Source organism: Arthrobacter sp. 05T45 (genome assembly GCF_056395875.1).
The window spans coordinates 56,319-82,331 of record NZ_JBFTKI010000018.1 but is presented as its reverse complement, the minus strand read 5'-3'; the positions used below and the strand labels follow the sequence as shown (position 1 = coordinate 82,331).

Annotated in this window: 25 protein-coding genes; 16 read left to right on the top strand and 9 right to left on the bottom strand. The window is 67.6% G+C overall.

Going from position 1 to position 26,013, the window contains the following annotated elements; translation table 11 throughout:
• The first annotated feature begins 34 nt into the window (after nucleotides 1–34).
• Complete coding sequence (locus AC1DGD_RS16005) at nucleotides 35–1,096, top strand: adenosine deaminase (protein ID WP_476857477.1); 1,062 nt, start codon at nucleotides 35–37, stop codon at nucleotides 1,094–1,096.
• Nucleotides 1,097–1,185: 89 nt separating this feature from the next.
• Here the strand turns inward: AC1DGD_RS16005 and AC1DGD_RS16000 are convergent, their stop codons facing one another.
• The gene (locus tag AC1DGD_RS16000; RefSeq protein WP_476857476.1) at nucleotides 1,186–2,160 is read right to left on the bottom strand and encodes an aldo/keto reductase; all 975 of its coding nucleotides are present in this window, start codon (nucleotides 2,158–2,160) and stop codon (nucleotides 1,186–1,188) included.
• 302 nt (nucleotides 2,161–2,462) lie between these two features.
• Entirely contained in the window at nucleotides 2,463–2,828 is a 366-nt protein-coding gene (gene trxA, locus AC1DGD_RS15995) for a thioredoxin (protein WP_476857475.1), read from the bottom strand.
• Nucleotides 2,829–3,063: 235 nt separating this feature from the next.
• Here trxA and AC1DGD_RS15990 point away from each other — a divergent pair, with 235 nt between their 5' ends.
• From AC1DGD_RS15990 to AC1DGD_RS15975, 4 genes are all read left to right on the top strand, one after another.
• Nucleotides 3,064–3,366, top strand: a complete 303-nt coding sequence (locus AC1DGD_RS15990) for a rhodanese-like domain-containing protein (RefSeq protein WP_476851646.1) — start codon at nucleotides 3,064–3,066, stop codon at nucleotides 3,364–3,366.
• A gap of 156 nt (nucleotides 3,367–3,522) precedes the next feature.
• A complete protein-coding gene (locus AC1DGD_RS15985; protein ID WP_476857474.1) occupies nucleotides 3,523–4,131 on the top strand; it encodes a rhodanese-like domain-containing protein in 609 nt (202 codons plus the stop codon).
• A complete protein-coding gene (locus tag AC1DGD_RS15980) occupies nucleotides 4,128–4,892 on the top strand; it encodes a sulfite exporter TauE/SafE family protein (protein WP_476851644.1) in 765 nt (254 codons plus the stop codon). The genes AC1DGD_RS15985 and AC1DGD_RS15980 overlap by 4 nt, the downstream gene beginning before the upstream one ends.
• A gap of 538 nt (nucleotides 4,893–5,430) precedes the next feature.
• A complete protein-coding gene (locus AC1DGD_RS15975; RefSeq protein ID WP_230007318.1) occupies nucleotides 5,431–5,874 on the top strand; it encodes a universal stress protein in 444 nt (147 codons plus the stop codon).
• Here AC1DGD_RS15975 and AC1DGD_RS15970 read toward each other — a convergent pair.
• Both AC1DGD_RS15970 and AC1DGD_RS15965 read right to left on the bottom strand, forming a co-directional pair.
• Nucleotides 5,871–7,172 (bottom strand): MFS transporter, encoded by a 1,302-nt coding sequence (locus AC1DGD_RS15970; RefSeq protein WP_476857490.1) that lies wholly within the window; start codon nucleotides 7,170–7,172, stop codon nucleotides 5,871–5,873. The genes AC1DGD_RS15975 and AC1DGD_RS15970 overlap by 4 nt on opposite strands.
• Nucleotides 7,173–7,271: 99 nt before the next feature.
• Nucleotides 7,272–8,681, bottom strand: a complete 1,410-nt coding sequence (locus AC1DGD_RS15965; RefSeq protein ID WP_476857473.1) for an MBL fold metallo-hydrolase — start codon at nucleotides 8,679–8,681, stop codon at nucleotides 7,272–7,274.
• Nucleotides 8,682–8,870: 189 nt separating this feature from the next.
• On the opposite strand from AC1DGD_RS15965, the gene AC1DGD_RS15960 reads away from it, so the two are divergent.
• From AC1DGD_RS15960 to AC1DGD_RS15950, 3 genes are all read left to right on the top strand, one after another.
• The gene (locus tag AC1DGD_RS15960; protein ID WP_476851641.1) at nucleotides 8,871–9,128 is read left to right on the top strand and encodes a metal-sensitive transcriptional regulator; all 258 of its coding nucleotides are present in this window, start codon (nucleotides 8,871–8,873) and stop codon (nucleotides 9,126–9,128) included.
• Nucleotides 9,129–9,156: 28 nt separating this feature from the next.
• A complete protein-coding gene (locus AC1DGD_RS15955) occupies nucleotides 9,157–9,582 on the top strand; it encodes a DUF302 domain-containing protein (protein ID WP_476857472.1) in 426 nt (141 codons plus the stop codon).
• A 227-nt stretch (nucleotides 9,583–9,809) separates the two neighbouring features.
• Nucleotides 9,810–11,540 carry a SulP family inorganic anion transporter gene (locus tag AC1DGD_RS15950; RefSeq protein ID WP_476851639.1) on the top strand — a complete coding sequence of 577 codons (1,731 nt, stop codon included), beginning with the start codon at nucleotides 9,810–9,812 and terminating at the stop codon, nucleotides 11,538–11,540.
• 27 nt (nucleotides 11,541–11,567) lie between these two features.
• Here the strand turns inward: AC1DGD_RS15950 and AC1DGD_RS15945 are convergent, their stop codons facing one another.
• Complete coding sequence (locus tag AC1DGD_RS15945; RefSeq protein ID WP_476857471.1) at nucleotides 11,568–12,395, bottom strand: CPBP family glutamic-type intramembrane protease; 828 nt, start codon at nucleotides 12,393–12,395, stop codon at nucleotides 11,568–11,570.
• Nucleotides 12,396–12,740: 345 nt separating this feature from the next.
• Here AC1DGD_RS15945 and AC1DGD_RS15940 point away from each other — a divergent pair, with 345 nt between their 5' ends.
• Together AC1DGD_RS15940 and AC1DGD_RS15935 are read left to right on the top strand one after the other, a co-directional pair.
• Entirely contained in the window at nucleotides 12,741–13,658 is a 918-nt protein-coding gene (locus AC1DGD_RS15940) for a pullulanase X25 domain-containing protein (protein ID WP_476857470.1), read from the top strand.
• Between the two features lie 201 nt (nucleotides 13,659–13,859).
• Nucleotides 13,860–14,657: an alpha/beta fold hydrolase gene (locus AC1DGD_RS15935; protein WP_476857469.1), complete on the top strand. Its 798-nt coding sequence runs from the start codon at nucleotides 13,860–13,862 to the stop codon at nucleotides 14,655–14,657.
• 304 nt (nucleotides 14,658–14,961) lie between these two features.
• Here AC1DGD_RS15935 and AC1DGD_RS15930 read toward each other — a convergent pair whose 3' ends face one another.
• Together AC1DGD_RS15930 and AC1DGD_RS15925 are read right to left on the bottom strand one after the other, a co-directional pair.
• Complete coding sequence (locus tag AC1DGD_RS15930) at nucleotides 14,962–16,836, bottom strand: alpha-glucosidase (RefSeq protein ID WP_476857468.1); 1,875 nt, start codon at nucleotides 16,834–16,836, stop codon at nucleotides 14,962–14,964.
• Nucleotides 16,837–16,983: 147 nt separating this feature from the next.
• A complete protein-coding gene (locus tag AC1DGD_RS15925; protein ID WP_476851634.1) occupies nucleotides 16,984–18,231 on the bottom strand; it encodes a mechanosensitive ion channel family protein in 1,248 nt (415 codons plus the stop codon).
• A 254-nt stretch (nucleotides 18,232–18,485) separates the two neighbouring features.
• Here AC1DGD_RS15925 and AC1DGD_RS15920 point away from each other — a divergent pair, with 254 nt between their 5' ends.
• A complete protein-coding gene (locus tag AC1DGD_RS15920; RefSeq protein ID WP_476857467.1) occupies nucleotides 18,486–19,241 on the top strand; it encodes a hypothetical protein in 756 nt (251 codons plus the stop codon).
• A 15-nt stretch (nucleotides 19,242–19,256) separates the two neighbouring features.
• Nucleotides 19,257–20,195 (top strand): hypothetical protein, encoded by a 939-nt coding sequence (locus tag AC1DGD_RS15915; RefSeq protein ID WP_476857466.1) that lies wholly within the window; start codon nucleotides 19,257–19,259, stop codon nucleotides 20,193–20,195.
• 20 nt (nucleotides 20,196–20,215) lie between these two features.
• Here AC1DGD_RS15915 and AC1DGD_RS15910 read toward each other — a convergent pair whose 3' ends face one another.
• A complete protein-coding gene (locus AC1DGD_RS15910; RefSeq protein WP_476857465.1) occupies nucleotides 20,216–20,491 on the bottom strand; it encodes a YegP family protein in 276 nt (91 codons plus the stop codon).
• Between the two features lie 230 nt (nucleotides 20,492–20,721).
• Here AC1DGD_RS15910 and AC1DGD_RS15905 point away from each other — a divergent pair, with 230 nt between their 5' ends.
• The 3 genes from AC1DGD_RS15905 (at nucleotide 20,722) to AC1DGD_RS15895 (ending at nucleotide 22,919) form a co-directional block, all read left to right on the top strand.
• On the top strand, nucleotides 20,722–21,039 hold the full coding sequence (locus tag AC1DGD_RS15905; RefSeq protein ID WP_043436330.1) for an acylphosphatase: 318 nt from the start codon (nucleotides 20,722–20,724) through the stop codon (nucleotides 21,037–21,039).
• A gap of 98 nt (nucleotides 21,040–21,137) precedes the next feature.
• Nucleotides 21,138–21,473, top strand: coding sequence for a cupin domain-containing protein (locus AC1DGD_RS15900; RefSeq protein ID WP_026538519.1), 336 nt, complete (start codon nucleotides 21,138–21,140; stop codon nucleotides 21,471–21,473).
• A gap of 69 nt (nucleotides 21,474–21,542) precedes the next feature.
• On the top strand, nucleotides 21,543–22,919 hold the full coding sequence (locus AC1DGD_RS15895; protein WP_230009345.1) for a diacylglycerol/lipid kinase family protein: 1,377 nt from the start codon (nucleotides 21,543–21,545) through the stop codon (nucleotides 22,917–22,919).
• A gap of 37 nt (nucleotides 22,920–22,956) precedes the next feature.
• On the opposite strand, the gene AC1DGD_RS15890 is transcribed toward AC1DGD_RS15895, so the two are convergent.
• Nucleotides 22,957–24,585, bottom strand: coding sequence for a PucR family transcriptional regulator (locus AC1DGD_RS15890; RefSeq protein ID WP_476857464.1), 1,629 nt, complete (start codon nucleotides 24,583–24,585; stop codon nucleotides 22,957–22,959).
• A gap of 134 nt (nucleotides 24,586–24,719) precedes the next feature.
• On the opposite strand from AC1DGD_RS15890, the gene AC1DGD_RS15885 reads away from it, so the two are divergent.
• Nucleotides 24,720–25,994 carry an alpha-hydroxy acid oxidase gene (locus tag AC1DGD_RS15885; protein WP_476857463.1) on the top strand — a complete coding sequence of 425 codons (1,275 nt, stop codon included), beginning with the start codon at nucleotides 24,720–24,722 and terminating at the stop codon, nucleotides 25,992–25,994.
• Nucleotides 25,995–26,013: the final 19 nt, after the last annotated feature.

Here is a 26,013-nt window from a genome sequence, read left to right as displayed (position 1 = left end):
CCGCTCCGGGGAGCGCCGGGCATATCCTTACCGGATGGAAACACACGACGGCGATGCCCAGTTGACAGCGGAACAGCCGGAAGAACCGGACGAGCCGGAGGCGGGCGAACCGCTCCCGCTTCCGGTCGCCGAGCTGCACCTGCATATCGAGGGAACGCTGGAACCGGAGCTGATCTTCGCGCTGGCGGAACGCAACGGGATCGCACTGCCCTATGCGGACCTGGACGAGTTGCGTTCGCGCTACGAGTTCACTGACCTGCAGTCCTTTTTGGACCTGTACTACGCCAATATGGCCGTGCTGCAGACGGAGCAGGACTTCGCCGACATGACCCGCGCCTACCTGACCCGGGCGGCGCTCGCCGGGGTCCGGCACGCCGAGATTATGCTGGACCCGCAGGCCCACCTGTCCCGCGGGATACCGCTGGAGACGTGCGTCAACGGCGTGGCCTCGGTGCTGGCGGGATCCCGCGAAGAGTTCGGCATCTCCACTCTCCTGATCGCGGCCTTCCTGCGCGACCTCACCGAGGACTCCGCTCTCGAGGTGCTGGAGCAGCTGCTCGCCATGGGCGCCCCGATCGCCGGCATCGGGCTCGATTCCGCCGAGGTGGGCAACCCTCCGGCCAAATTCGAGCGGCTCTTCGCCCGGGCCAAGGACGCCGGGCTGCACCGGATCGCGCACGCCGGCGAGGAGGGCCCGCCGTCGTACATCATCGACGCGCTGGACCTCCTCGACGTGGAGCGGATCGATCACGGCATCCGCTGCATGGAGGACCCGGAGCTCGTGGAACGGCTGGTGGACGAGCTCATGCCGCTGACCGTGTGCCCGCTGTCCAACGTCAGGCTCCGCGCGGTGGACGCCCTGACCGGGCACCCGCTGCCGGCGATGCTCGCGGCGGGGCTGAACGTCTGCGTGAACTCGGACGACCCGGCGTATTTCGGCGGGTACGTGGACGACAACTTCGCGCAGCTGAAATCGGTGATCGGCCTGTCCGAGTTCGACTGCGTCCGGATGGCCGCGAACTCGATCCGGTCCTCCTTCGCGAGCGAGGAACGCAAGGCCGAGCTGCTGGCCGAGCTCGCCGCGTCCGGACACTAACCACCCAAGCAACGCGGGGTCACTACGCGCCCATCCGGAGGCCCCGGACGGGCCGTAAGTGACCCCGCGTTGGCTGTCGAACGGCCGGCTTAGACGTCGATCGAGTCCATGTGCGGGTACCGCGCCCCGGCTGCCACCCCGGCCGGAGCCAGTTCGTCCAGGCGGGCCAGGTCCTCGGCGGAGAGTTCGACGTCGGCAGCGCCCAGGTTCTCCCGCAGCCGGTTGACCTTCTTGGTGCCGGGGATGGGAACGATGTGCTCGCCCTGGGCCAGCAGCCAGGCCAGTGCCAGTTGCCCCGGGGTGCAGCCCTTCGCGTCCGCCAACTCCTTGACCCGGTCCACGAGTTGCAGGTTGCGGTCAAAGTTCTCGCCCTGGAAGCGCGGGGAGTGCCGGCGGAAATCATCCGCGGCAAAGTCCTCGGGGCTGCGGAACTGGCCGGTCAGGAATCCACGGCCCAGCGGGCTGTAGGGCACAAAGCCAATGCCGAGCTCGGCGAGGACCGGGAAGACCTTGGTCTCCGGCTCGCGCTCCCACAGCGAGTATTCGGTCTGCAGGGCGGTGATGGGGTGCACCGCGTGGGCCCGGCGCACGGTGTCGGCGCTGGCCTCGGACAGGCCAAGGTGCCGGACCTTGCCGGCCTGGACCAGCTCCGCCATGGCCCCGACGGTTTCCTCGATCGGGACGGTCTTGTCCACCCGGTGCTGGTAGTACAGGTCGAGGTGGTCCACGCCCAGCCGCTGCAGGCTGGCATCGCAAGCGGCGCGCACGTAGTCGGGGGAGCCGTTGATGCCCACCCAGGATCCGTCGGGCCGCCGTTCGTTGCCGAATTTGGTGGCCAGGACGACGTCGTCGCGCCGCCCTGCGATGGCCCGGCCCACAAGCTCCTCATTGGTGAACGGGCCGTACATGTCCGCGGTGTCGAGCAGGCTTCCGCCGGCGTCGAGAAACGCCTGGATGGTGGCGACGGACTCGTTATCCTCGCCGTGGCCGTAGAACTCGCTCATGCCCATGCAGCCCAACCCCAGGGCCGAGACGGTGAGTGTACCGAGCGTGCGGGTTTCCATAGATATCTCCTCAACGGGAACGGTTGGACGCCCTGTCCGGCACCTGATCCGGCGCATGTTCAGCGGCGGGACGGCGCGCGGTGGGCAGACCGCAACTCTAGGCCCATCGGGCCGGGGACACAACGGGAGGTCTGCTTTGGCTCGGTGCTCCCTGGCTCGCGTAATGCCGGTCCGGCCCGGGAGCGAAAACGGCGTATGCCATCGGACCCAGCCAGAACGGCTGCAGACCTCCAGACCCGCGGATCGTCAGTATGAGCATGCGAGGGCGATCGCCCAGGCAATGGCTGGGGGCCGCTTGATCCCTACGACGCCGGGGCGGCTGCCATCTTCGCCCGGACCTCGTCCATGTCCAGGTCCTTGATGGCGGTGATGAGCTGTTCCAGCCCGGCCGCGTTCATTGCCCCGGGCTGCGAGAAGACGAGGATCCCGTCCCTAAAGGCCATCAGGGTGGGGATGGAGGTGATGCGGGCGGCGGCGGAGAGGCCGGGCTCGGCCTCCGTGTCCACCTTCGCGAAGACGACGTCCGTGTGGTTGTCGGACGCCTTGCTGAACGTGGGGGCGAACATCCGGCACGGGCCGCACCAGGCTGCCCAAAAGTCCACCAGCACGATGCCGTTGCCGGTGATGGTGTCGTTGAAGGTTTTCTCGGAAATGTCGATGGTTGACATGGCAAAATATTATACCCCCAGGGGTATATCAGCAAGCGTGGCGCCGGGTTTGCATTGATACCCCAGGGGGTATCATGATGGAGAGGGAAAGATGCCCGCCCTGGAGGATATCCGCACACTTTTCCTGCGCCTGACCTACGCCGGCGCGGGTCTTTCCCGGGCAACCCCTGGTCCCGTATTTTGCCGCTCAACATTTTTCCGCTCAACAGGCCAGTCCTACCGAAAGGTCCAGCACATGGAAATCACCCCGCAGCAGCTCGCGGAACAGCTCAAGACCGGCAGCGATGCCCAGATCGTGGATGTGCGCGAACCCGCTGAAATCGCCGAAGGCATGATCCCCGGTGCCACGCACATTGCCCTGGGCGAACTGGCCGGCCGCCTCAGCGACCTGGACAAGTCCCGTCCGGTCATCGCCGTGTGCCGCAGCGGACGCCGCAGTGCGGCAGCGGCTGACCAGCTGGCGGCCGCAGGCTACACGGCTTACACCGTGCCCGGCGGAATGCTTGATTGGACTGCCGCGGGATTCCCGACCGCCTGACCCCACCAGACTGCCCGGGCGGCACGCCCCCAAGCGCCGCCCGGGCTTCCATTTGCCCGGACCGTGTCCCTGACGTGGCGAACCGGGCGGTGGAGGGCGGCCTCGCCCAGTACCGGGCCGCCACAAGAAATGCTCCAAGAAATACCGAAAGAGATCATGAATTCCTTGAATACGACCACCCCTGTTCTTAGCGCTCCCAAGTCAATCGATGCCTCGACCCTGAAGGCCTGGGAAGATAACCACGACGATCTGATGGTCATTGATGTGCGCAGCGGCGCAGAGTTCGATGCCATGCACATCAATGGCTCGTACCATGTGCCGCTGTCCATGCTCAGCGAACACACTGAAGAATTCGCGGCCAAGATGGGTACCCGCGTGGTCCTAGTCTGCCAATCCGGTAACCGGGCCGAGCAGGCCCGTAAGCACCTGGACGCCGTAGGCCTGGCCAGTGCCAGCGTTCTGTCTGGCGGGGTCCCCGCCTACGCGGCCGCCGGCGGGAACGTCGTCCGCGGCCGTGGCACTTGGGCCCTGGAACGCCAGGTCCGGATGACCGCCGGCTCCCTTGTCCTTGCCGGCATGCTCGGCAGCAAGTTCATCTCGCCCAAACTAGGCCTAATTGCCGGCGGCATCGGTGCCGGCCTGATGTTCTCCGCGGCCACTAACAGCTGTGCCATGGGTCAGATGCTCTCCAAGATGCCGTGGAACCGCTCCGCGAACGAGCCCACCGCGCACCAGGCCCTGAAGAGCCTGGACGCGAAGGCATGATCATTTCCGCGGCGGCGTTCGGGCTGATCGTCGGTGGCCTGCTGGGCCTGGTCGGAGGCGGCGGATCCATCCTCGCCGTGCCCGCCCTGGTCTATGGCGTGGGGCTGCCGCTTGCGGCGGCGATCCCGACGTCGCTGGTCGTCGTCGGCGCATCCTCCGCCGTCGCGGTGCTGCCCCGGCTGCGGAATGGGGTGAACTGGAGACTGGCGCTGATCATCGGCGCCGCAGGCACCGTGACGGCCTACCTCGGCGCGATGGTCAACAGGTTGCTGGACCCGAAGGTCCTGCTGCTGGCTTTTGCCGCGATCATGGTCTTCGCCGGCATCCGGATGCTGATGCCGTCGACATCCGTCGGCGGCGCCTGCGCGCTGCCCGGCGGCGGCGTCAACTGGCGCAGCTGCCTGCCCAAGGCAATCGCCACCGGCGCCGTCGTCGGGTTCCTGACCGGTCTACTCGGCGTCGGGGGCGGCTTCCTGATCGTCCCGGCACTCACCCTGGCTCTCGGACTCCCGATGGCGCTGACCGTTGGAACTTCCCTCGTGATCATCGTGATCAACTCGGCCGCCGGCTTCGCCGCCCACCTGGGTGATCTGCAGATCGACTGGGCCGTCACGGCGGCCTTCGCCGTCACCGCGATGGCCGCCTCACTCGCGGCAGGGCGGATCGGCACCGGCATCCCGGACAGGGTCCTCAAGCGTGGCTTTGGAATCCTGGTGCTGGTGATCGCCGCCTACGTCGCTGTGCAGGCGCTCCTGTCCTGAGGGGCGCCAGGGAACGTGAAAAAAGCGCCGGAGGACATGTCCTCCGGCGCTTTCCCTTCCTCAACGCCTGTGCTTGGGCGCCGGCAGGGTCCACCTACCGCCCGAACAGCTTCGCGAAGAAGCCCTTGCCGGTCGACTTTTCCTGCTCGTGCCCGCGGCAACGCTGGGAGCTCGGAACCCCGCGCATGACCTGGTCGACGTGCTGGCCGCAGCCTGCCCATGTGGTCTTCTGGCATTTCTTACATGTCACCGCACGGCACATCTGGTTGCTCCCTTGCATAAGTGGATAGTCTCATCAGTATACCCCCTAGGGTATTTGTGCGGATGAAGACTTCACCGCGAGATAGAGCGGCAGCCCCGCGGGCCGGCGCCAAGGCAGCCTTCGAGGGAGTGTTTTGAGGCCGCCAACGGTCTGGGCGCAGCATCGCCACCGCGTCCGGCTCCAGCCGAGTTATCCCCTTGATTCCACTGCGCAGCGGGAGGATCGTGGGCCGTGCGGCACGACGTTGTGCCAGGCAGACGCGTAGCGGGAGGCTCGATGGCGGCAGAGGCGGTCTTCCGGGTTGTTGTTGGGGTCGACGGGTCGGACTCGTCACTGGCAGCTCTGGAATGGGCCCTTCAGGAAGCCCGGCTGAGAGCCGGGCAGGTTCACGTTGTCACAGCATGGCACTACCCCCTCCTCGGGGATGCCGCTGGCAAGGCTGAGGACCATGAAGCCTTCGGCGACAACGCCCGGAATGTGCACGCTGATGCGCTGCGGCGGGCATCCGGGTCCGGTGTTGCGGTCACCGGTGAAGTGAAGGAGGGGCATACCGCGGAGGTGCTCCTGAAGGCTGCGGCCGGGGCCGATCTCCTGGTGGTCGGATCGCGGGGTCGTGGCGGCTTCGCCGAAATGCGACTGGGGTCGGTATCGAGCCATGCGGTGCACCATGCCCATTGTCCTGTGCTGGTGGTCCGTACCGGTGCCAGGGCGGTTCCTTAGATTGCAGGTTTGTGGTCGGTGCCGCGCATCCGGACGGCCACGAGGATTCCCGACAACGCGGTGAGCGCCGCGACGACGGCGACGGCAGCGGGGATGCCGTAGGCGTCCGCGAGAATGCCGGAGAGCAGGGCGCCGACGGCGAAGCCGCCGTCGCGCCAGAGCCGGTAGATTCCCACCGAGCGTGCGCGCCACTGCGGATGGGCGACGTCGCCGATGGCGGCGAGCAGGGTGGGGTAGACCATGGCTGTTCCGAGACCGAGGAGAGCGGCGGCGGCGAACCAGACCCCGAAGCCGGTGCCGAGGGCAACGATGCCGAGCGCTACGGCCTGGACTAGCATGCCCCCGACGATCAGCCTTTTACGGCCGTATTTGTCCGACATGGCTCCGGTGACGAGCTGCGCGGCGCCCCAGACGGCAGGGTAGACGGCGGCCAGGATGCCGATCTTCTCGATGCTCAGCCCGGCGGCGGCAAAAAGGAGCGGAAACAGGCCCCAGGCGAGGCCGTCGTTGAGGTTGTTGACCATGCCGGCCTGGCTGACCGAGGACAAGGACTTGTCCCGGAAGCTGGTGAGGGTAAAGATCTCCCGGTTGCTTAGTTCCCCGTGGGCGGCCGCGTGGGCGGCCGTGTGGTTGACGGCCTCCACTCTGGCGTAGCCCTGGGTTTCCTTCACGGCCAGAACGGACAGGCCCAGTCCCAGGGCGATGTAGGCGGCGCCGAGCAGGAACGGCCCAGGGCGGAGCCCGTAGTTGGTGGCGATGTAGCCGGTGGCCAGGGCGGTCCCGGCGACGCCGAGGTAGCCGGCAGCCTCGTTCAGGCCCATCGCCAGGCCGCGCCGGGAGGGTCCGACGAGGTCCATTTTCATGACCACGGTGGTGGACCAGGTGAGGCCCTGGCTGATGCCGAGGATCACGTTGGCGGCAACGATCCAGCCCCAGGAGGTTCCGAAGATCAGCAGCAGCGGCACGGGGATGGCGATGAGCCAGCCGGTCACAAGGACGGGTTTCCGGCCGTAACGGTCCGAGAGCGTGCCGGCGAAGTAATTGGTGCCGGCCTTGGCGAGTCCGAAGGCCACGATATAGGTCAGGGCGGACGTGTAGAGGTCAAGGTGGAAGACCTGGTCCGCCAGCAGCGGCAGCACGGTGCGTTCCTGGCCGAGGGTGCCGCCGACTAGGGCATTGACGGCGACCAGGAGTATGAACTGGGCCAGGTTCTGACGCAGGCCCAGGGTGATGCCGGTGCGCTGTCGGCGTTCCCGCCGGACTGCGCTGCCTTGCGGGGACGGGGTGTTGCCGGGCATCATTTCTGAACTCCAGTTGTCCGGGACATGCGTCGACGGCGGCCGGGTGTCCCGGCCGCCGCCAACGCTGTCAGTTAATTACTTCGGGTCGTGCCGCGATCAGTTGCTGGAAACAGATTCCCGAGCCTGCTGCCAGGCGGCCCATCCGGCGTAGCTGTCGTCGAGTTCGACGACGTCGTAGCCGGCCCGGCGCAGGGCGCTGGCCGCGACGGAGTTCCGGACCCCGCTCTGGCAGTAGGACACGATGGTGCCTTCGGAGGGGAGCTGGTCCAGGTTCCACATCACGCGGCCGCCGCTGAGCTGGTGGGAGCCGGGGATGTGTCCTGCGGCGTGTTCGGTGCGGTTGCGGACGTCGAGGACCATCGCGGCCTCAAAGCCACCCAGTTCTTCAGGCTGGATGAGCTTGGGGGTGCTGGCGGGCAGGCCTTCGAGGCCTGTGACGTAGCCGGCGACGTCGTCGATGCCGACGCGGACCAGGTGGTCCCACATTTCCTGCGCGGCGGCCTGGCTGGGGGCCAGGAGTACGAGCGGGTTCTTGTCGGTTTCGGGGTTGACCACCCAGGCGCCGAAACTGGCGGTGGACTTGCCGGAGGGGATGTTCAGGGCACCGGTGACGGTGCCTTCGTGGACTTCGGCGTTCGAGCGGGTGTCCACGAACGTCATGGCGTCGGCGGCGAGGCCCTGGGCAACAGTTTCGGTGGCGAGTTCGCTCAGGGGGGCGCGTTCGCCCATCACTGCCGGGCCCTCCCGGTTCTCGCGCTTCATCCGGCCGAAGTAGGCATGCGCATCGGGCTGGCCGTCGAGGAGCTCGGCGATGAAGCCCTCCTCGTCGTTGGCGGCCAGGTAGGGGCCCCACCAGGCGTAGAGCCGTTCGTAGCCGACCGTGCTGGAGGGGATGGCGCCGAGGGCCTTGCCGCAGGCGCTGCCGGCCCCGTGGCCGGGGTGCACCTGGACGTGGTCGGGCAGGGTCAGGAACTTATCGCGCAGGCTGGCGAACAGCTGCTTGGCGCCGGCGAAGCGGGTGTCGATGCCGCCCGCGGCCTCGTCCAGCAGGTCCGGGCGCCCCAGGTCCCCGGAGAAGACAAAGTCACCGGAGAGCAGATAGCCGGGGGTGTCGGCGAACGCGCCGTCGGTGATCAGAAAGGACAGGTGTTCCGGGGTGTGGCCCGGAGTGTGCAGGGCCTTGACGGTGATGTTGCCCAGGGTGATCACGTCGTCGTCGTTGAGGCGTTCGGCCTGGAAGCCGTACTGCCAGTCGTCCCCGCCCTCGCCGGAGACGTAGGCGGTGGCGCCGGTCTCGGCGGCGAGTTCGCGGGTGCCGGACAGGAAGTCCGCGTGGATGTGGGTCTCGGTGACGGCCACGATCTTCATCCCGTTGGCCGCGGCCAGGGAGCGGTACACGGCGATGTCGCGGCGCGGGTCAACAACGACCGCCTCACCCTTGGCCTGGCAGCCGATGAAATAGCTGGCCTGGGCGAGGTCTTCGTCGTAAATACGCTCGATAAGCATGGGGCTCTCTTTCGCTGGGCGGGGGAGTTTCCGGGAGGGGATTCTCCGTCGGTCTACCCACAACGATAATACCCCTGGGGGTATCTTGCAACCGGCATGCGGCAGGCTGGCTGCCGGCTTCCCACTGCTGGCCGTTATACCCGCCGGGGTATACAATTGGCAAAGTACCGCCCACCTTTGGAGCCCGCCATGGAACTTGATTCGACCGAACTCACCCCGATCATCAACCGGCTCAAGCGCGCCCAGGGACAGCTCGCCGGCGTCACGCGCATGCTCGAGGAAGGGAAGGACTGCAAGGACATCGTCACCCAGCTCGCCGCTGTCTCGAAGGCTTTGGACCGGGCAGGCTTCGCCATCATCGCGACCGGCCTCGAGCAGTGCCTTCTCCGCGGGGACACGAGCATGGATACCAAGGATCTGGAAAAGCTCTTCCTGTCCCTTGCCTGATGCCGCCACTATTACCGCAGGAGCAGCCATGAGCTATACGCATACCGTCACGGTCCCGCTGACCTGGGAAGAGGTTGTGCAGCGCACCCGCGAGGCCCTCGCCGGACAAGGCTTCGGCATTCTCTCGGAGATCGACGTCCGAGCCACGTTTGAGGCCAAACTCGGCGCCGGTGCCGCCGAGGAGCTCGGCGACTACATGATCCTGGGCGCCTGCAACCCGGCCCTGGCCAGTCGGGCACTCTCCGCAGAACCGGACATGGGCGCGCTGCTGCCCTGCAACGTCGTCGTCCGCCGGGGCAAGGACGCCGCCGAGACCACCAACCAGGCCATCGACCCGCAAACCATGGTGAAGCTCAGCAACAGCCCCGCCGTCCGCGACGTCGCCAACGACGCCGACACCCGGCTCCGCGCCGCCCTGCACACACTCAGCGGCGCAGAAATCCCGGGGAACTGAAGCACCCGACGCCTCGACGGCATCAAGATGCCCGGCCGGGCCGCCGGCCGGTGCTGAGGCATCAACACTACCGTTTGGATGTCAGCCTCTGGAGTTGTTCCGGGGGGATCCGAGGGTAGATGAGTTGTGCGTGCACGCCCGCGTTGTCAGTAGACGCCGCCACGGCTGGCCCCGGCTCACCCTTGCCGGGGGATGCGCGGGGCGGGGGCAGACGGCAGAGTGCAGATATGACGAAGACCCGCGAGCGCAAGGGCTGGCTGCGCCAGGCGGCGCCCGGACTCAATGCCGTGGCTACGTACCATAAGGACTGGTTCGGCAAGGACATCGTCGCCGGGGTTGTCCTGACGACGTTGCTCGTTCCGCAGGGCATGGCCTATGCCGAGCTGGCGGGGCTGCCGCCGATCACCGGGCTGTACACGAGCATCCTCTGCCTGCTCGCCTACGCGGTCTTTGGCCCGTCCCGCATCCTGGTCCTGGGGCCCGACTCTGCACTCGGGCCCATGATCGCCGCGACGGTCCTGCCCCTTGTCGCGTCCGACGGCGACCCGCAGAAGGCGATCGCGCTCGCGTCGATGCTTGCCCTCATGGTCGGCGCCATCATGGTCTTGGCGTCCGTGGCCAAGCTCGGCTTCATCGCCGACCTCATCTCCAAGCCGACGATGATCGGCTACATGAATGGTCTCGCGATCACCATCCTGGTGGGCCAGCTCCCGAAGCTCTTCGGGTTCAAGATCGAAAGCGAAAACTTCATTGGCGACCTGGTCGGATTCGTCGAGGGCGTGGCCAATGGCGAGACAGTGGTCGCCGCGGCGGCGGTCGGCATCGGCGGGATTGTGCTGATACTGGTTCTGCAGCGGTGGCTGCCCAAGGTCCCTGCGGTACTCGTCATGGTGGTCGCCGCGATCGCGGCCACAGCGGTCTTCGATCTGGCCGCAAAGGGCGTCTCGCTGGTCGGGGAACTCCCGCGGGGATTCCCGCCGTTCACCATTCCCCAGGTGGACTTCGCGGACCTCGGGCTGATGTTCGCCGGGGCCCTCGGTATTGCGCTGGTGTCCTTGACGGACACGATCTCGACGTCTACGGCGTTCGCCGCACGCACCGGGCAGGAAATCCGCGGCAACCAGGAGATGATCGGGATCGGTGCCGCGAACCTGGCCGCGGGCCTCTTCCAGGGCTTCCCGGTCAGCACCAGCGGATCCCGGACCGCCGTCGCTGAACGTTCCGGCTCGAAGTCGCAGCTCACGGGCGTGACGGGCGCCGTGCTGATTCTCCTCATGCTGGTGTTTTTGCCGGGGCTGTTCCGGAACCTGCCACAGCCGGCACTGGCGGCCGTGGTGATGACGGCGTCGATCTCCCTCGCCGACATTCCCGGAACGGTTCGGCTCTGGCACCAGAGGCGCACCGAGTTCTACCTGTGCATGGCCGCCTTCCTTGGGGTCGCGTTCCTGGGCGTCCTGCCCGGCATCGGCATTGCGGTGGGGCTGTCCATCCTGAACATCTTCCGCCGGGCATGGTGGCCGTACGAGACCGTGATCGGGCGGGTGCCCGGCTATGAGGGGTTTCACGACATCCGCGTCCACCCGGATGCGAAGCACCTGCCCGGCCTGGTGATCTACCGGTGGGACGCCCCGTTGTTCTTCGCCAACGTCCGGCCGTTCCGCGACAACATCCGGCACCTGGCACGAACGGAACCCAAACCGCGGTGGATCGTCATCGCGGCCGAGCCGATCACGGACGTTGACACCACCGCCGCGGACGTCTTGCTCGATCTGGATGTCGAACTGAACGCGCAGGGTATCTCCCTGGTGTTCGCCGAGGTCAAGCACAGGACCCGGGAGAAGATCGAAAAGTACGGATTGACCCGCGAAATCGAGCCGGAGCATTTCTATCCCACCACCGAAGCAGCGGTCGCCGCCTACATGGCCCAGACCGGCGCCCAATGGAGCGCCGAGGAGTAACGGCAGGGGAGAGGACATCGTTCCTCCTTAGCGGTGAATACGATCTGACCCGGAAGTGAGCAGCACGGAGTCGACGGCGGAGGCAGGCGCCGCACGCCATGCACCCCGGTTCAGGACCACTGTGGTCAGGACTGCCAGGACCACGACGGCGAAGTAGATCAGTTCCGCCCGGCCAGCCTCGGCACCGGAGAAACCGAAGGAACCCACCGTAAACGTGCCTTGACTGTCGTGGAAGAGGTATGTGAGCAGTACGCTTCCGCCGGTGCGGTTGAACAGCCACACGTAGAGGAAGGTGATGGCGAAGGTGGTGGGCAGCCCGATCAGGCTGAGCTGCCCGAACACGACCAGTGGAACGTGCCAGAGGGCCACCACAACGCCCAGGAGTGCCGCGGACCGCAGCGGCGCCCACCTCGCCTGGAGCAGCGGCAGGGCATACCCGCGGAAACCGGGTTCCTCTCCCAGAGGTCCGTCCAGCGGATTGACCAGACGCACGGCAAAAACGGCCAGGAGCCCGGACCACGTCACCTGGGCCAGCCCCGGTGCAGGGGCGCCGAGTGCCATGTTCGCGAATCCAGTGACCAAGGCCATCAACGGCGGGAGGAGGAGGGCCACGGCGTACCAGACCCAGCCCACCCGCCACCGGATGAGCCGCCGGCCCCACGCCCGGAAGCCGGCCCTGCCCTCGGCGAGCCCAATGACCATCAGGGCCGCAGCCAGCGGACCGATCGGCAGGAATTCGAACTGCGGCATCAGCCCGGCCGCATAGAGCGGCCAGGAGCACCAGGAGATCGCGAACGCCAGGACAAAGAACGCCGGGAGGCGGTGACGCTGCAGCCAGACCTTGAAACGCGGCATGACGGCTCCTGGGGAGCAGGGACGGATACGGCTCATTGTCCGCCCGCGGGCGCCCCCGAATCCAGCAATGCCGAAACGGGCACCCTCCGCGGACCGCAGCCGGCGTTCCGCTGGCATCACGAGAACAACGCGGGGTCACTTACGGCCGGTCCGGGGCGCTTCGATGGGCCGTAAGTGACCCCGCGTTGTTTTTCTACTCGCGGGTAGGGCCGCGTTGGTCCCTCGCGACCCCCGCCCGGCCCTGTCATAGTGGGTCACGACACACAGAGTTAACCGGATCCGCTCGCAAAAACTAACATTTCCTTGGCAAAATGCAGGTGGATCAATTGCTTCTAAAGGAGACCCATGGGCGCGAACACCGCGGAAAACACCAACCTTCGGCTAAAGGCCGTGCTGGATGTCCTGGCAGAGGAGGTATGGACCGGCGAGAAGCCGAACGCCGGAGCCGTACTGGGCGAGGCAATCGCACGGGTGCCCCTCAACGACCACGAACGCGAACTCCTCAGTGGCGGCATTCCCCGCGGCCACAAGACCCTGACCACCGCCACGGCCAAGCTGGTCAAGGCCGGCTGGCTGGTCAAGGGCCGCTCCGGCTGGTCCATCACCGACGACGGCCAGCGCGCCACGGTGGCTTTCGCCGAGCCTGCCGCCTTCGCTGCAGCGCTCGACGCCGGCACTCCCGTTCCGGCGGGCACGCCGCTTCCGACTGCTCCCGCGGCAAAGCCGGCGAAGCCGGAGAAGGCAGCAAAGGCAGAAGCGGCGCCGACCGCCGCGGCCGGGGAAGCGCCGTCGACCACTTCCAAGGTTGCCGGCAAGGCTGCCAAGCTCATCGAGGAGGCCGTGGCCCCCGTGGCCAAGGCGGTGCGCAAGCGCAAGCCCGCAGCGAAGGCCGCACAGCCTGCGGCAGCAGCGTCGGCAGAAGCCCCGGCGGCGGCGGCCTCTGCTGTCAGCGTCGACACCATCGAACAGCCGGACGCCGTCGCGGTTGCCGGCGACTTCAGCATTCTGCTGGGCGCGCCCGCCAACTGGGCGCCGCAGTACGACGAAGTCCAGATGGAACTGGACCAGGTGGATCAGCTCTGGAAGATTGCCGCGGACATTCCTGCCGGCTTCTACTCCTTCAAGATCGCCCTGAACCGCTCCTGGGACGAAAACTACGGAGCGTTTGGCGTCTTCGACGGACCCAACCACGAAGTCCACCACGGCGGCGGCCTCCTGGTCATCCAGTACGATCACCGCACCCGGGACATCGTCCTCCCGTAGCACCGACGCGCAACCGTCCTGCCGACGCGCAAATGACCCTGCGACACCCGAAATCGGGTGTTCGCAGGGTCATTTGCGCGCCGCGGGCGGGTTTGCGCGTCCTGAGCCTGCCCCGCCTGACCCTGCCCCCTGAGTCCGCCAAGCCTGGGTCTGCCCCGCCTGACCCTGCCGAGCGGCGGCGCGCCGCCCTAGCATTGCCTCATGGAGACCGTCGAGGTTGCGGGCCTGCGCATCCGGTACCGGCGCGCGGGCCAGGGTCCGCCGCTGGTCCTGCTGCACGGCGCCTACGAAGACAGCCGCATCTGGCGGCGGCAGCTCGAGGATTTGTCGGCTGACTTCACGGTTTTCGCCTGGGATGCACCCGGGTGCGGCGGCTCGGACGATCCGCCGCCGGACTTCACCGGACAGGACTTGGGCGACGCCCTGGCAGGTTTTCTGCGGGAAGCGGTTCCCGGTCGGCCGCACGTCCTCGGGCTGTCCATGGGCTCCGGCATTGCACTGGAGCTCTACCGGGCACACCCGTCAGTGCCCGCGTCGCTGCTGCTGGTCTCGGCGTACGCCGGTTGGGCGGGATCTTTGCCGCCCGAGGAAGTCGAGCGCCGCTATGCGCAGGTGCTCGCCGAACTCGATCAGCCGGCGGAACAATTCATCCCCGTATGGCTGCCCACGCTGTTCACGGAACACGCTGATCCGGCGGCGGTGCAGGAAACCAGCGCCATCATGGCCGACTTCCACCCGGGCGGCATGCGGGCACTGCTGAACGCGAACGCCCACGCCGACTACCGCGACGTGCTGCCCACCATCGCGGTGCCTACCCTGCTGCTGTACGGCACGGACGACGTCCGCTCGCCGCAGAGCGTGGCCCGCGAGATGAACCGGCGGATCCCTGGCTCGACGCTGGTGATGATTCCCGACGTCGGGCACATGGCGGCCGTCGAAGCGCCGGCTGCCTTCAACGCGGAGGTGCGCCGGTTCCTGCACGGACTCTCCGCGCGGTGACGCCCGCTAGAACCGGGTCGGGTCCGGCCGCGGCGGCACCGGGCCGGGATCCGGAATCGGGAGGGGGCCGGGCGGCGTCGGGAACGGACCCGGTTCCGGTGACGGGGTGGGCGCGGGACCGGGTACGGGCTCGGGCCCCGGAACCGGCGGTGGCGTGACCGGACCGGGTTCCGGCGGAAATGGGTCTCCGGGCTCCGGCGGCGGCGTCGTGGGGCCGGGTTCTGGCGGAAACGGATCGGGGCCGGGAGTTGGTGGAATAGTCATGTGTGGCTTCCTTTCGTGGGCTGGCGTTCAGGATCGTCGATCAGGCGCCGCGGCGCCGGCGCAACACCTGCAGTTCCCAGGGCCGCAGGCGCACCGCGCCCGCGGAAAGGCCCTCCCGCACCGCACCCGCGGCTGAACCCACGGCGGAGCCGCCGTCGGAGGCGTCGGCGTCGGACGGATAGTTGCCCAGGACCAGTTCCGCGTCAGCCCAGGCCTCGTCCCCGAGGTCCGCGTCGCGCACCTCGCCGGAGAAGTTGCCCAGCACCAGCAGCTCCGGAATCCCGGCGCCGTCCGACTGACTGTCTGAGGGACTGCCGGAGGAAACATCTGAACCGGTCAGGGCCCGGGTGAACGCATAGACGTGCGGGTCATCCGGCAGCAGCATGGTGAAGTTCCCGTGCGAGACCACCGGTTCTGCATGCCGCAGCGCTATCACCTGGCGGTAGAAGCTGTAGACCGAATCCGGATCATCCACCTGGGCGGCGGCGTTGATGTGGTTGGCATTCGGGTTCACCGCGATCCAGGGTGCCCCGGTGGTGAAGCCGGCATGCCGGGAGGCGTCCCACTGGACTGGGGTCCGCGCGTTGTCCCGGTTCAGCGGCGCGAGGGCGGCGAGGACCTCGGCGTCGGTGTGGCCCAGGTGCGTGGTGGCTTCGCGGTGGTGGTTGAGGACCTCGATGTCGCGGTAATCGCTGATCGCGCCGAACGTCATGTTGGTCATGCCCAGTTCTTCACCCTGGTAGACGTAGGGCGTGCCCCGGTGCAGGTGCAGGACGCCGGCCAGCATTTTGGCGGAGAGCTCGCGGTATCGGGGGCTGTCGTCGCCGAAGCGGGACACGGCGCGGGCCTGGTCGTGGTTGCCCCAGTACAGGCTGTTCCAGCCCGTCTCGGCCAGCCCGTCCTGCCAGCGGCCCAGGGTCTGCTTCAGCTCGGTGAGCAGGAGTTTCTTGGGCCGCCACTTGTCGCCGTCCTCCTGGTCCAGCGCCACGTGCTCGAACTGGAACACCATGTCCACCTCGGCCCGGGCTGGGTCGGTGTACAGGATGGCGTCGTCCACGGTCACGCCGGGCATTTCGCCGACGGTGAGCAGTTCGCCGGTGCGCTTCGCGAAGACTTCCCGGTGCATCTCTTGCAGGAACTCGTGCATGCGGGGGCCGTCGATGTAGAACGGGGAGCCGTCACCAAAGAGCTTGCCGTCGGCCACCGGGCCGTCCGGGAGCGAGGTGTCCTTGGAGATGAAGTTGATGACGTCCATCCGGAACCCGTCCACGCCCCGGTCCAGCCACCAGTTCATCATCTCGTAGACCGCGGCGCGGACCTCCGGATTCTCCCAATTCAGGTCCGGCTGCTTCTTCGAAAAGATGTGCAGGTAGTACTCCCCGGTGGCCTGGTCGAACTCCCACGCGGGCCCGGAGAACGCCGAGCCCCAGTTGGTCGGCTCCGCCGCCTTGCGCCGCGGGGAGGCGCCGGCGTCGACGTCCCGCGGCGGCCGCCACCAGTACCAGTCGCGCTTCGGGTTCTCCTTCGAGGACCGGGATTCCACGAACCAGGGGTGCTCGTCCGAGGTGTGGTTGACCACCAGGTCCATCACCAGCTTCATGCCGCGCGCGTGCAGCCCGTCGGTCAGTTCCCGGAGCTCCTCGAGGGTACCGAACAGCGGGTCCACGTTCCGGTAGTCGCTGATGTCGTAGCCGTTGTCGTCCTGCGGGGAGGTGTAGATCGGGGAGAGCCAGACGACGTCGACCCCCAGCCGCTGGAGGTAGTCCAGCCTGCCGATGATTCCGCGGAGGTCGCCGATGCCGTCGCCGTTGGAGTCGGCAAAGCTGCGCGGATAGATCTGATAGACGACGGCGCTTTGGAACCAGTCGCCGGCAGTCGCCTTGGGTGTTTCCGTGGGGGCTTCTTCGACCGTCATGGGGACTCCTCAGCTGGTCCGGCAGACAAGGGGGCAGCGCGTTGCTGACCCGCCAACGTCTGATTATTGACCAGTTGGCGGGGGCTGGGAAGACCTGCCCGGTCCGGCTGTGCTGTCGTGCTGTCCAGGCGCGGCCGCCCGGCCCGGCTAGTTCTGCGAGGCGATGGCGTTGTCGCGGTCCTCGAAGACGTCCTCGCCCGGTCCGGAGAAGGCCTTGGAGCGCTGGATCGCCTCGATGGATCCGGTGAACAGCTGGGAGTCGTGGGGATCCGGGTGCCGGTGGTGCTCGGCCGTAGCCTTGCCGGGGCGCTTGGAGCCCGTGACGGCGTCGGACGCGTTGCCGGAAGTGGACGCCGCCAGTGCCGACGGCAGCGATTCGAGGCGGACGTGGGGGAGCGCCGTCGGGTGGTCCTGCTGCAGGAACAGCACCAGTTCCTCGCGGATCAGGCAGCGGAGGTCGAACAGGGAGGCGCTGTCCGCGGCGCTGACCAGGATGCGCACGCGGACAAAGCCGGCGGTGGCGTCCGTGATCTGCAGGATCCCCACACGCTTGTCCCACAGCGGCGTATCGGCCAGGACCTTCTTCAGCTCGCCGCGCATCGCCTCGACGGGAGCGCGCCAGTCGAGGTCGAACTCCACGGTGCCCATGACCTCGGACTGCCGCCGGGTCCAGTTCTCGAAGGGGGTGGTGGTGAAGTACGTCGAGGGCAGGATCAGCCGGCGGTCGTCCCAGATGTGGACCACCACGTAGGTCAGGGTGATCTCCTCGATCCGGCCCCATTCCTTCTGGACCACAACCACGTCGTCCACCCGGATCGCGTCCGTGAAGGCGAGTTGGATGCCGGCGAAGACGTTGACCAGCGAGGTCTGCGCGGCGAGGCCCGCGACAATCGAGATCACGCCTGCGGAAGCCAGGAGCCCGGCGCCGAGCGCCTGGATCGCGGGGAACGTCAGCATCATGCTGCCCAGAGCCACCACCGCGATCAGTGCGACGCCGATCCGCCGGGCCAGGATCACCTGGGTGCGCAGCCGCCGGGCGCGGCGGTTGTCCGCGACATCCACCCGGTACCGGGTCAGCACCATTGCCTCGATGATGAGCAGCATGGCGATGGCCAGCCAGGCCAGCGAACCGATGAGCGCAATCAGCAGCAAATGGTCCAGGCCGTGGCGCCATTCAAGATCCCCGCCGCTCGTGGCGAGCGCGATCCGGACGGCGATCAGGCACAGCGACAAGCGCAGCGGCAGCCGGGCCACGCGGGAGGTCTCGCGCAGTTCGGGCTTGCTGCGGTTGAGCCGGAGCACAATCTTGCGCACCAGCCAGGACAGGACGAGCCCGGCAACCACGGCCAGGGCCATGGCCAGGAACGGCATTGCTTGGGTGAGGAACTCTTGCATTACTTAAGCTCTAGCAAGCTTCCACGGGCAACTGAAATCGCCGGGATGTCAACGTGGGTCTCCTCACGCCGCTGCAGGAGCCGGCGGGCACGGCAAGTCTTCGGCAGGTTCCGGCGCGGACCATCGCAGTCCAGCGCACTCCGGCCGCGGGCCCGGACAGAGTTCGGCCCGCCACTCCGGGACTTTTGCCTCTTGATTTTGCCGACGGACGCTCCACAATGGTCGAACCACTTGAATCCCAGGGGGAGGGTGACATGCGTCGACTCGCGGCGTTCGGCACGGCAGCGTCGGCCGGCTTCTTGGTTGCGGCGCTGCTGGGCGCCTGCGGTGCGCCCGCGGGCCCGGGGCCGACGTCGCCGTCGATGCCTACCGTGCCCCCACTGACGTCCGCACCGGCCAGCAGCGGCGCCGTCGATGTCCCGCCGACCGAGCCGCCGTCGGCGCCGGGCACTCCGGCGCCGACGGCGGCGGATTGGCAGAGCCTCAAGACCCCGGACGGGAAGCTCGAGTTCGATCACCCCGCCGAGTGGACCGTCAAGGACCGCGGCGCCGAGGCGGCACCCGGCGGCGTGTTCCTGGAGGTCCTGAACGCGGGCGGCAAGTCGCTGGCCACCTTGAAGACCAACGTCGCCCCGGGCGCGGAATGCACGCAGCGGATCCCCTACCAGGTGCTCGATCTGGTGCAGGTTCCGGCCCTGGCCCAGCAGGGCGTCACGCCGCACTTCATCTTTGAGTTGCGGCTGTATCCGGCCGAGAAGGACCCCGCGAAGGCCAACGTCATGGCCTACGGCATCAGCTCCGCGCCCAAGCCGTCCGGGCCCGATGCCTGCCCGATTTTCCAGTTCTTCACCTGGCCGCCCAGCGGAGCGTCGTTCGGGGGCGTCTATAACCCCTTCGACACCACCCCGGGCAACGAGCCCTTTGTCGACACCCCGGAGGCCTATCTGGAGACCTCCGAATACCAGGACATCAGGAAGATGATCACCTCGCTGCGCCCGGCGGGGCAGTAGGGCCGGCCCGGGCTCATGGCGAGGCGACGGCTCACACCGGCTGCGGTTCCGGCTCCGTTTGTTTCGGCGCTGGTGCTCGCGGCCCTGCTGCTGGCCGGCTGCGGCTCACCGGCGGCGCCCCCTGCGACATCCGGCGCTGCGCCGGAGGCATCGTCCGCAGGTCCGCCTGCCGGAGGCACCCAGCCGGGAAATGACCAGCCGGGAAACACCCAGTCGGGAGACTCGTCGCAGGGGACACAGGGAACCACGCCGTCGGAGTCAGCCACGGACACAGCATCGGGAACGGCTCCGGGGAGCCCCGCGGCGGCAACCCCGACGACGTCGGCCCTCCCGCCGTCGTCGTCCGGCTGGAAGACGTTCACGACGTCGGACGGGACGCTGAGTTTCGACTACCCGGCCGCGTGGGAGATCCGGGACCCTGCGGGGGAGGCGCCGCTGGGCGGTGAGTTCGTGGACGTCGTGAACGCCGCCGGGAAGCAGATGGCCGCGCTGCGCACGAACATCGTCACGGGCGCCGAATGCGGCGATCAACAGCCCTACTTGCTCATCGACTCTCAGCCGATGCAGGCGCTCGCCGAACCCGGTGCGGCGGACCAGAGCCCGCCGCGCTACGTCTTCGAGGCCCGGGGCGACTTCGGGGCGGCGGAGGCTTCGCCGCCCACCTACGCGTCGTACGGCATCACCATGATGCCGGAGGAGACCGGGCCCACGTCGTGTCCGATGTTCCAGCTCTTCCTCTGGCCGCCCAGCGGCGCGCTGTTCGGGCAGGCGTATGACCCCGGGAAAAACACGACGCCGGGGGACCCCGGGCTGCCGTACCTGGAGAAGGCGAAGCTCTACGCCAGCACGGCGGAGTACCAGGACGTCCGGAAGATGATCACGTCATTGCGTCCGGCGGGCAACGGCGCGGCCACGGGCACGGGGACTGGCGCCGTGACGGAACCGGCGAAGTAGCTGCGTTAGACGACGCTGGGTTAGACAGCGGGCAGGTGCCGGTGGCGGTGACGGTGTTCGCGGACCGCAGGTGTCGGCGAGGCGTTCCTGCTGCCGCGCTGCCCGGTCCACGGGTTGCTGCCGACCTCCCGGATCAGCCCGGTGCCGGCGCACTCGCGCACGGCCATGATGCCGTCCGCTGCCTGGCGCTTGTCGTCGAATGCTGTGGAAATCGCCAACACGGTCCCGTCGGCGGCAAGGAGCCGGAACCGTACATTGGATTCCGCGTCGGTGAAGATTTCGAACTGTCCAGCCATTGTCTTGTCCTTGTCTAGCGGTGGTGACCGCCGGTGGAGGGTAAGAGCACTTCTTTGTGCTGTTGCCGGGTCTTCGACAAATCGCTGCAGTGCCGGTAGCCACCCTTTCGTGGACGGCGCCCCCGGGAAAGAGGCAAAGGTCCCTTGGTGTCTGGCGGATGAGACTGGGGCGGCAGCACCAAACCCTGTGTGCCGAAACCGGGCGCCCGGATGGGCGCTACATTGGGAACATGGCGGGCAAACATCCTGTGCAGTTTCCGGCGGATTCCGGCGAGCCGGTGCGGCTGAACGCGCGGGTGTCCGGTGTGGTCCAGGCGGTCGGCTTCCGCTACTGGACGGTCCGGAAGGCCGAGGAACTGGGGCTCAGCGGCACGGTCCGGAACAACACCGACGGCTCCGTGGGCATCGTGGCCGAGGGGCCGCAGTCCGTGGTGCTGGAACTGCGGCGCTGGCTGCGCTCGCCGGAGGCGCCCGGCCGGGTGGAGGACGTCGAAGAATCCGTCTCGGCCGCGACGGGGGAGTTCGGCGGATTCGACGTGGCCTACTAGGGCTGCAGCTTTCCGGCGGCCGGTATCGTGGCCGGTCCGTGGCCGGTCCGGGGCGAAGGACCCTCGGCAGGGGCCCGGTTTCTGAGTAGGGTGGCCCCATGCAGAAGATATCGCTCGATGCCCTTGCCCGGCAGCAGCTGGCTGCCGCGGTTGCGGCACCCAGCGGACGGGCTGCGGACACTGCGTTTGGCGGGCATGAGAAAGTCTTGCGCCAGACCGTCATGGCGTTCAGGGCGGGGACGCAGCTGAGCGAGCACCAGAACCCCGGCGAGGCGACCGTGTTTGTGCTCCGCGGCTGTGTGCGCCTGCGGGCCGGCAACGAATCGTGGCAGGGCAAGACCGGCGATCTGCTGATCGTGCCCGAGGGGCTGCACAGCCTGGAGGCCGAGGAAGATTCGGCGATCCTCATGACCGTGGCGAAAATCAAGACCTGACGGCCCAGCCGCAGGCGGCGAGACCGGTCGAAGCCACTCCAGGGGCCGGATTACCGCAAGGAGCAGGACATGACTGTCATCCCTTTCGACGAGGTCCCAAAGACCCGGCGGTGGTGGGCCAGGGGGGCCTTCGCCGCAGTTGTCCTCGCGGTGGCTGTCCCGTTGGTGGCGGCGGGTTTGGCAGGCACTATTGCGCTGGTCACGACCGGCCTGGGCGCCGTGTTGGTGGCCGTGGCAGCGATCTACTGGTTCCTCATCAGCCGCGGTCTTCTGCGCTGGTTTGCGCTGGCGCTGGCGGTACTCGCACCCCTTGTGGTCGTGGCTCTCTACATCCAGGGGAGCCTGCTCCGGGAGGTGGCGATTGCCGCTGCGCTGGCATTCGTTGCCCTGGTCTGTGCCCGCGCCGCGCTCCGGGAAAGGAGTGAGGGCAAAGCCATGCCCGAGCACCCCGCCCCTGCCTGGCAGCATGCTTTCCTGGTGATGAATCCGCGTTCCGGCGGGGGCAAGGTGGTGAAGTTCGACCTCCAGCGGAAGGCGGAAGAACTCGGCGCCGAGGTGGCGCTTCTTGAGGGACCGGGACCGGTCGACGTCGACGCGTTGGCCCGGCAGGCCGTGGAACGCGGGGCCGATCTGCTCGGCGTCGCCGGTGGGGACGGAACCCAGGCGCTGGTGGCCGGCATTGCGGCCGAGCACAACCTTCCGTTCCTGGTGATCAGCGCCGGCACGCGCAACCATTTCGCCCTGGATCTCGGGCTGGACCGCGAGGACCCGACAGGCTGCCTCGATGCCCTCCGGGACGGGGTGGAGCTTCACGTCGACCTCGGCAAGATCAACGGCCGCACCTTCGTCAACAACGCATCCTTCGGGGTGTACGCCGAGGTGGTGCAGAGCCCTGCGTACCGGGACGACAAGGCCGGTACCGTGCTGGAGATGCTTCCGGACCTGATCAGGGGCGATAAGGGTGCGCGGCTGCGGGCGCAGGCTGACGGGGAGACGGTGGACGGCCCGCAGGCGGTGCTGGTGAGCAACGGTCCGTACGGCAGCAATGACCTCGCCGGCCTGGGCCGCCGAACCCGGCTGGACCGCGGCGTGCTCGGCGCGGTGGCGATTTCCGCCGCCAACACCCGGGAAGCGGTTGGCCTGCTGCGCCGTGCCACGAAGCGCGGCCTGATCCAACGCACCGCGGCGGAGGTGGTGGTCGACGCCGACGTGCCCGATATCCCCGTCGGAGTGGACGGTGAGGCTCTGCTGATGAGCACACCGGTACGGTGCACCATCGAACCCCGCGCACTGCGGGTACTGGTTCCGCGGAACCGTCCGGGCGTCCCGCCGGCCCAACCGGCGCTGGATCTGGTCCGGCTCCGCGAGCTGGCGTGGGGCCGGCACGTGTCTGCGCCGTCTGCGCCGTCGTCCGCCGTTCCTCCGCACGCCGGCGGGGGATCGTAGCCTCGGCAGATCTGGCCTGAACCGTGTACGACGGCGACTAGTTGTGCCGTGCCCACAACTGCAGCCACACGAGCAGGTGCGTTTCGGCGTCGTCGAGGTCTATGCCGAAGAGCGGCTCCACCCGGGACAATCGGTACCGGACCGTGTTGACGTGCACATCCAGCGACTTGGCGGCGTCGATCGCGTTTCCGCCGCAGCTGAGGTAGGCGTAGATCGTCTCCTCGAAGGACTTCCTGTGCTGTTCGTCGTACGCCGCGATGCTCAGCGCGTGCGCCCCGGGCAGTTGGCCTGCGGCCGTCAGCGCCGAGACGAACTGGCGCAGCAGCAGACGCGAGCCGAGGGAGTCGTCGTCGGCCACGATGTCATCGGAATCGGCGGCGATGCGCCCCTCTGCGACGTTGCGCACAAGTTCGGACAAGACCAGTTCCGCGTTGACCCTGGATTCCTCCAGCCGGTCGATCGTCGCCGCGGCGCCGAGCGCGGCCAGGACCGGGCGTGCGAGCAGCCGCCGCGCATTCTGCACAATCTTCAGAAGCGCGGTGCGCTGGAATTGGCGTGAGGTTTCGGTGGTTTGCGGCAGGACGATGTACACGATGTTGTCCGAGAGCCCGCAGACGGCCCAGGGCAGCCGGATGGCGCAGGCGGTCCGGATGGTGTCGAAGAGCCGGAGGCGGGACTGCAGCGTTTCGGCCGCGATGGCCTCGGACGGCCAGACGCCCAGGGCCGCAACCCGGATCGACGGCGCCGAGATCCCGAGCCTGATGGCGGCCAGTTCGGCGCGTTTCGGATCGAACAGCAGCGGCTGGACGAGATCGATCTGGCGGGTCAGGTTCGAGACGTAGGTGGTCCGTTTGTGCAGGATGTGGAGCGCGGCCACGTTGGCGGCTTCTCGCAGGATCCGGTTGGCGTCCTCGTTGTGGTGGTCCGCCAATTCAAGGAGCCAGAGCGAGCCCAGAACGGAGTCGCCGGCCCGGATCGCGATGGCCGTGCGCCGGAGCGAGGGATCCTGCGTGGCCACATCCAGCGCATCGGTGGAGGCATGGACACGGCGGTAATCGTTGTCCGTTTCCACCGAATGCGGCACCTGCAGGCTCAGGATGGAGCTCCGGCGGGTCTCGTCAATGGGCTGGTCCGGGAGGGTGGAATACGCCAGGATCGTCTGCTCGGGATCGGCGATCGCGATGGCGCCGCCGGCCTGGGCCGCCACCGTGTTGGCGAGGTCGAACAGGTCTCCGGGCCGGATGTCCACCAGGGTCCGGCCCGATTGCCGGTGCGGGACCACTGCGGCGTCCATGATCTCCGCGAGCTGGTTCCAGGGCACCGAGTCGGAGGCCCGGAACAGCGCCATCCCGTTGTCCCGGGCGGCTGCCCGCAGGACTTCGTCCGAGGTGCCGTTGGATTTGTAGACGATCGCCACGTACCCGGCGTCGCTGAGTTCCCGCACTTTCGCGCCCAGACGCTTCCCGGAAAGGGACAAACCAATGGCCAGGGCAACGGCACCCGGGAACTTGGCGGGCCGCGCCGTCGAGTCGTAGAGAACCGAGCCGGCGACAATCTGCCGGTCATCTGACGGCATTTCCACGAGGCTGAGTATTTCCGAGCCCGCCGAGCGGGCGACGTCGGCCAGGGTAGGCAGCGCGTGCGTCTTCACCTCCGATGCCGTCACCGGGACACCCAAGAAGCTGTTTGGTATTTGCTACTAATGATTGGCCCTTCAATTTGTCGATAACTCCATGGTGATGCGGAGCTTCATTTCCTACGCTGAACCATAACGCAGCACAGTTCAACGGAAGGCCGTCATTGAAAATCAGCGAAGCCAGGCAACTCGTCCAGGTGAAGGCCCCCGTCCTGTCCCGCCAACGGCGCGTGCTGGCGGGCGCCTACAACGTCGAGGAATTCCGGAAAGCGGCACGCAAGGTCCTGCCTGCCGGGATTTTCGACTATCTCGACGGCGGATCCGAAGACGAAGTGACGCTCCGCCGCAACCGGGCCGTCTTCGACGCCTGGGCCCTCATGCCCAGCTGGGGCCCGGTGTCCGGACCCGACACGACGACGACCCTGCTCGGAGAAGAAAGCGCGCTGCCGCTGACCTTGACCCCCACCGGGGCGACCCGGCTGTTCCATCCCGAGGGCGAACTGGCCGTCGCGGCCGCCGCGGACCGGGCCCGCATCCCCTATGGGCTGGCCGGGCTGAGCACCGTGCCCATGGAAACCATCGCAGAGCACCACCCGTCCCTTGACCGCTGGTTCAACTTTGGCCTCACCTCCGACGCCCAGGCGATGAAGAACAAACTGGCCCGCTGCAAGGCAGCCGGATTCAACACCCTGATTGTCGGCGTCGACACGCGGGCACTGGGTTCCAGGGAACGCGACCTCCACAACGGATTCACCGCCCCTCCCGCGCTCACACTGTCAACCATCGCGGACATCGCCCGGCGCCCTTCCTGGTGGATCAACTTTTTGAAGTCGGACGGCATCAGCTTCCCGAACCTGGATCCGCAGAGCCCCGCCGCCTCCTCCGTGGTGACCCCGACCATGTGGCAGCACATCCTGGGCCACTCGGATGCCAGCAGCGGCTGGAAGGAACTTGAGGCCCTGCGGCAGGCCTGGCACGGCAAAATCGTGCTCAAGGGCTGCGTCAACCCGGCCGACGTCGCGAAGGCCTCCCGGATTGGCCTGGACGCCGTCCAGTTGAGTAATCATGGCGGCCGCCAGCTCGATCACATGCTGAGCCCCATGGACGTCCTCCAGGAATCGCGGCAACGGGTGGGCGATTCGATCGAGATCTACGTGGACTCGGGCATCCGACGGGGGAGCGACATCCTCAAGGCGCTGGCGCTGGGAGCCGATGCCTGTTCGATCGGCCGGGCCTACCTGTACGGATTGGTAGCGGCCGGCTCACCGGGCGTCGGACGCATCATCGACATCTTCGGGGATGAACTGCGGCGTACGATGACGTTAGTGGGCGTCTCCAGTATTTCCGAGTTGAAGGCCCGGGGCGGGGAAATTCTTCGGGATATTCGTCATTCCGGAGAACTTCTTGAGACAAGAGCGTCGGAAAACACAAATTCTTGAGTTTTGAATAAGCAGTCAT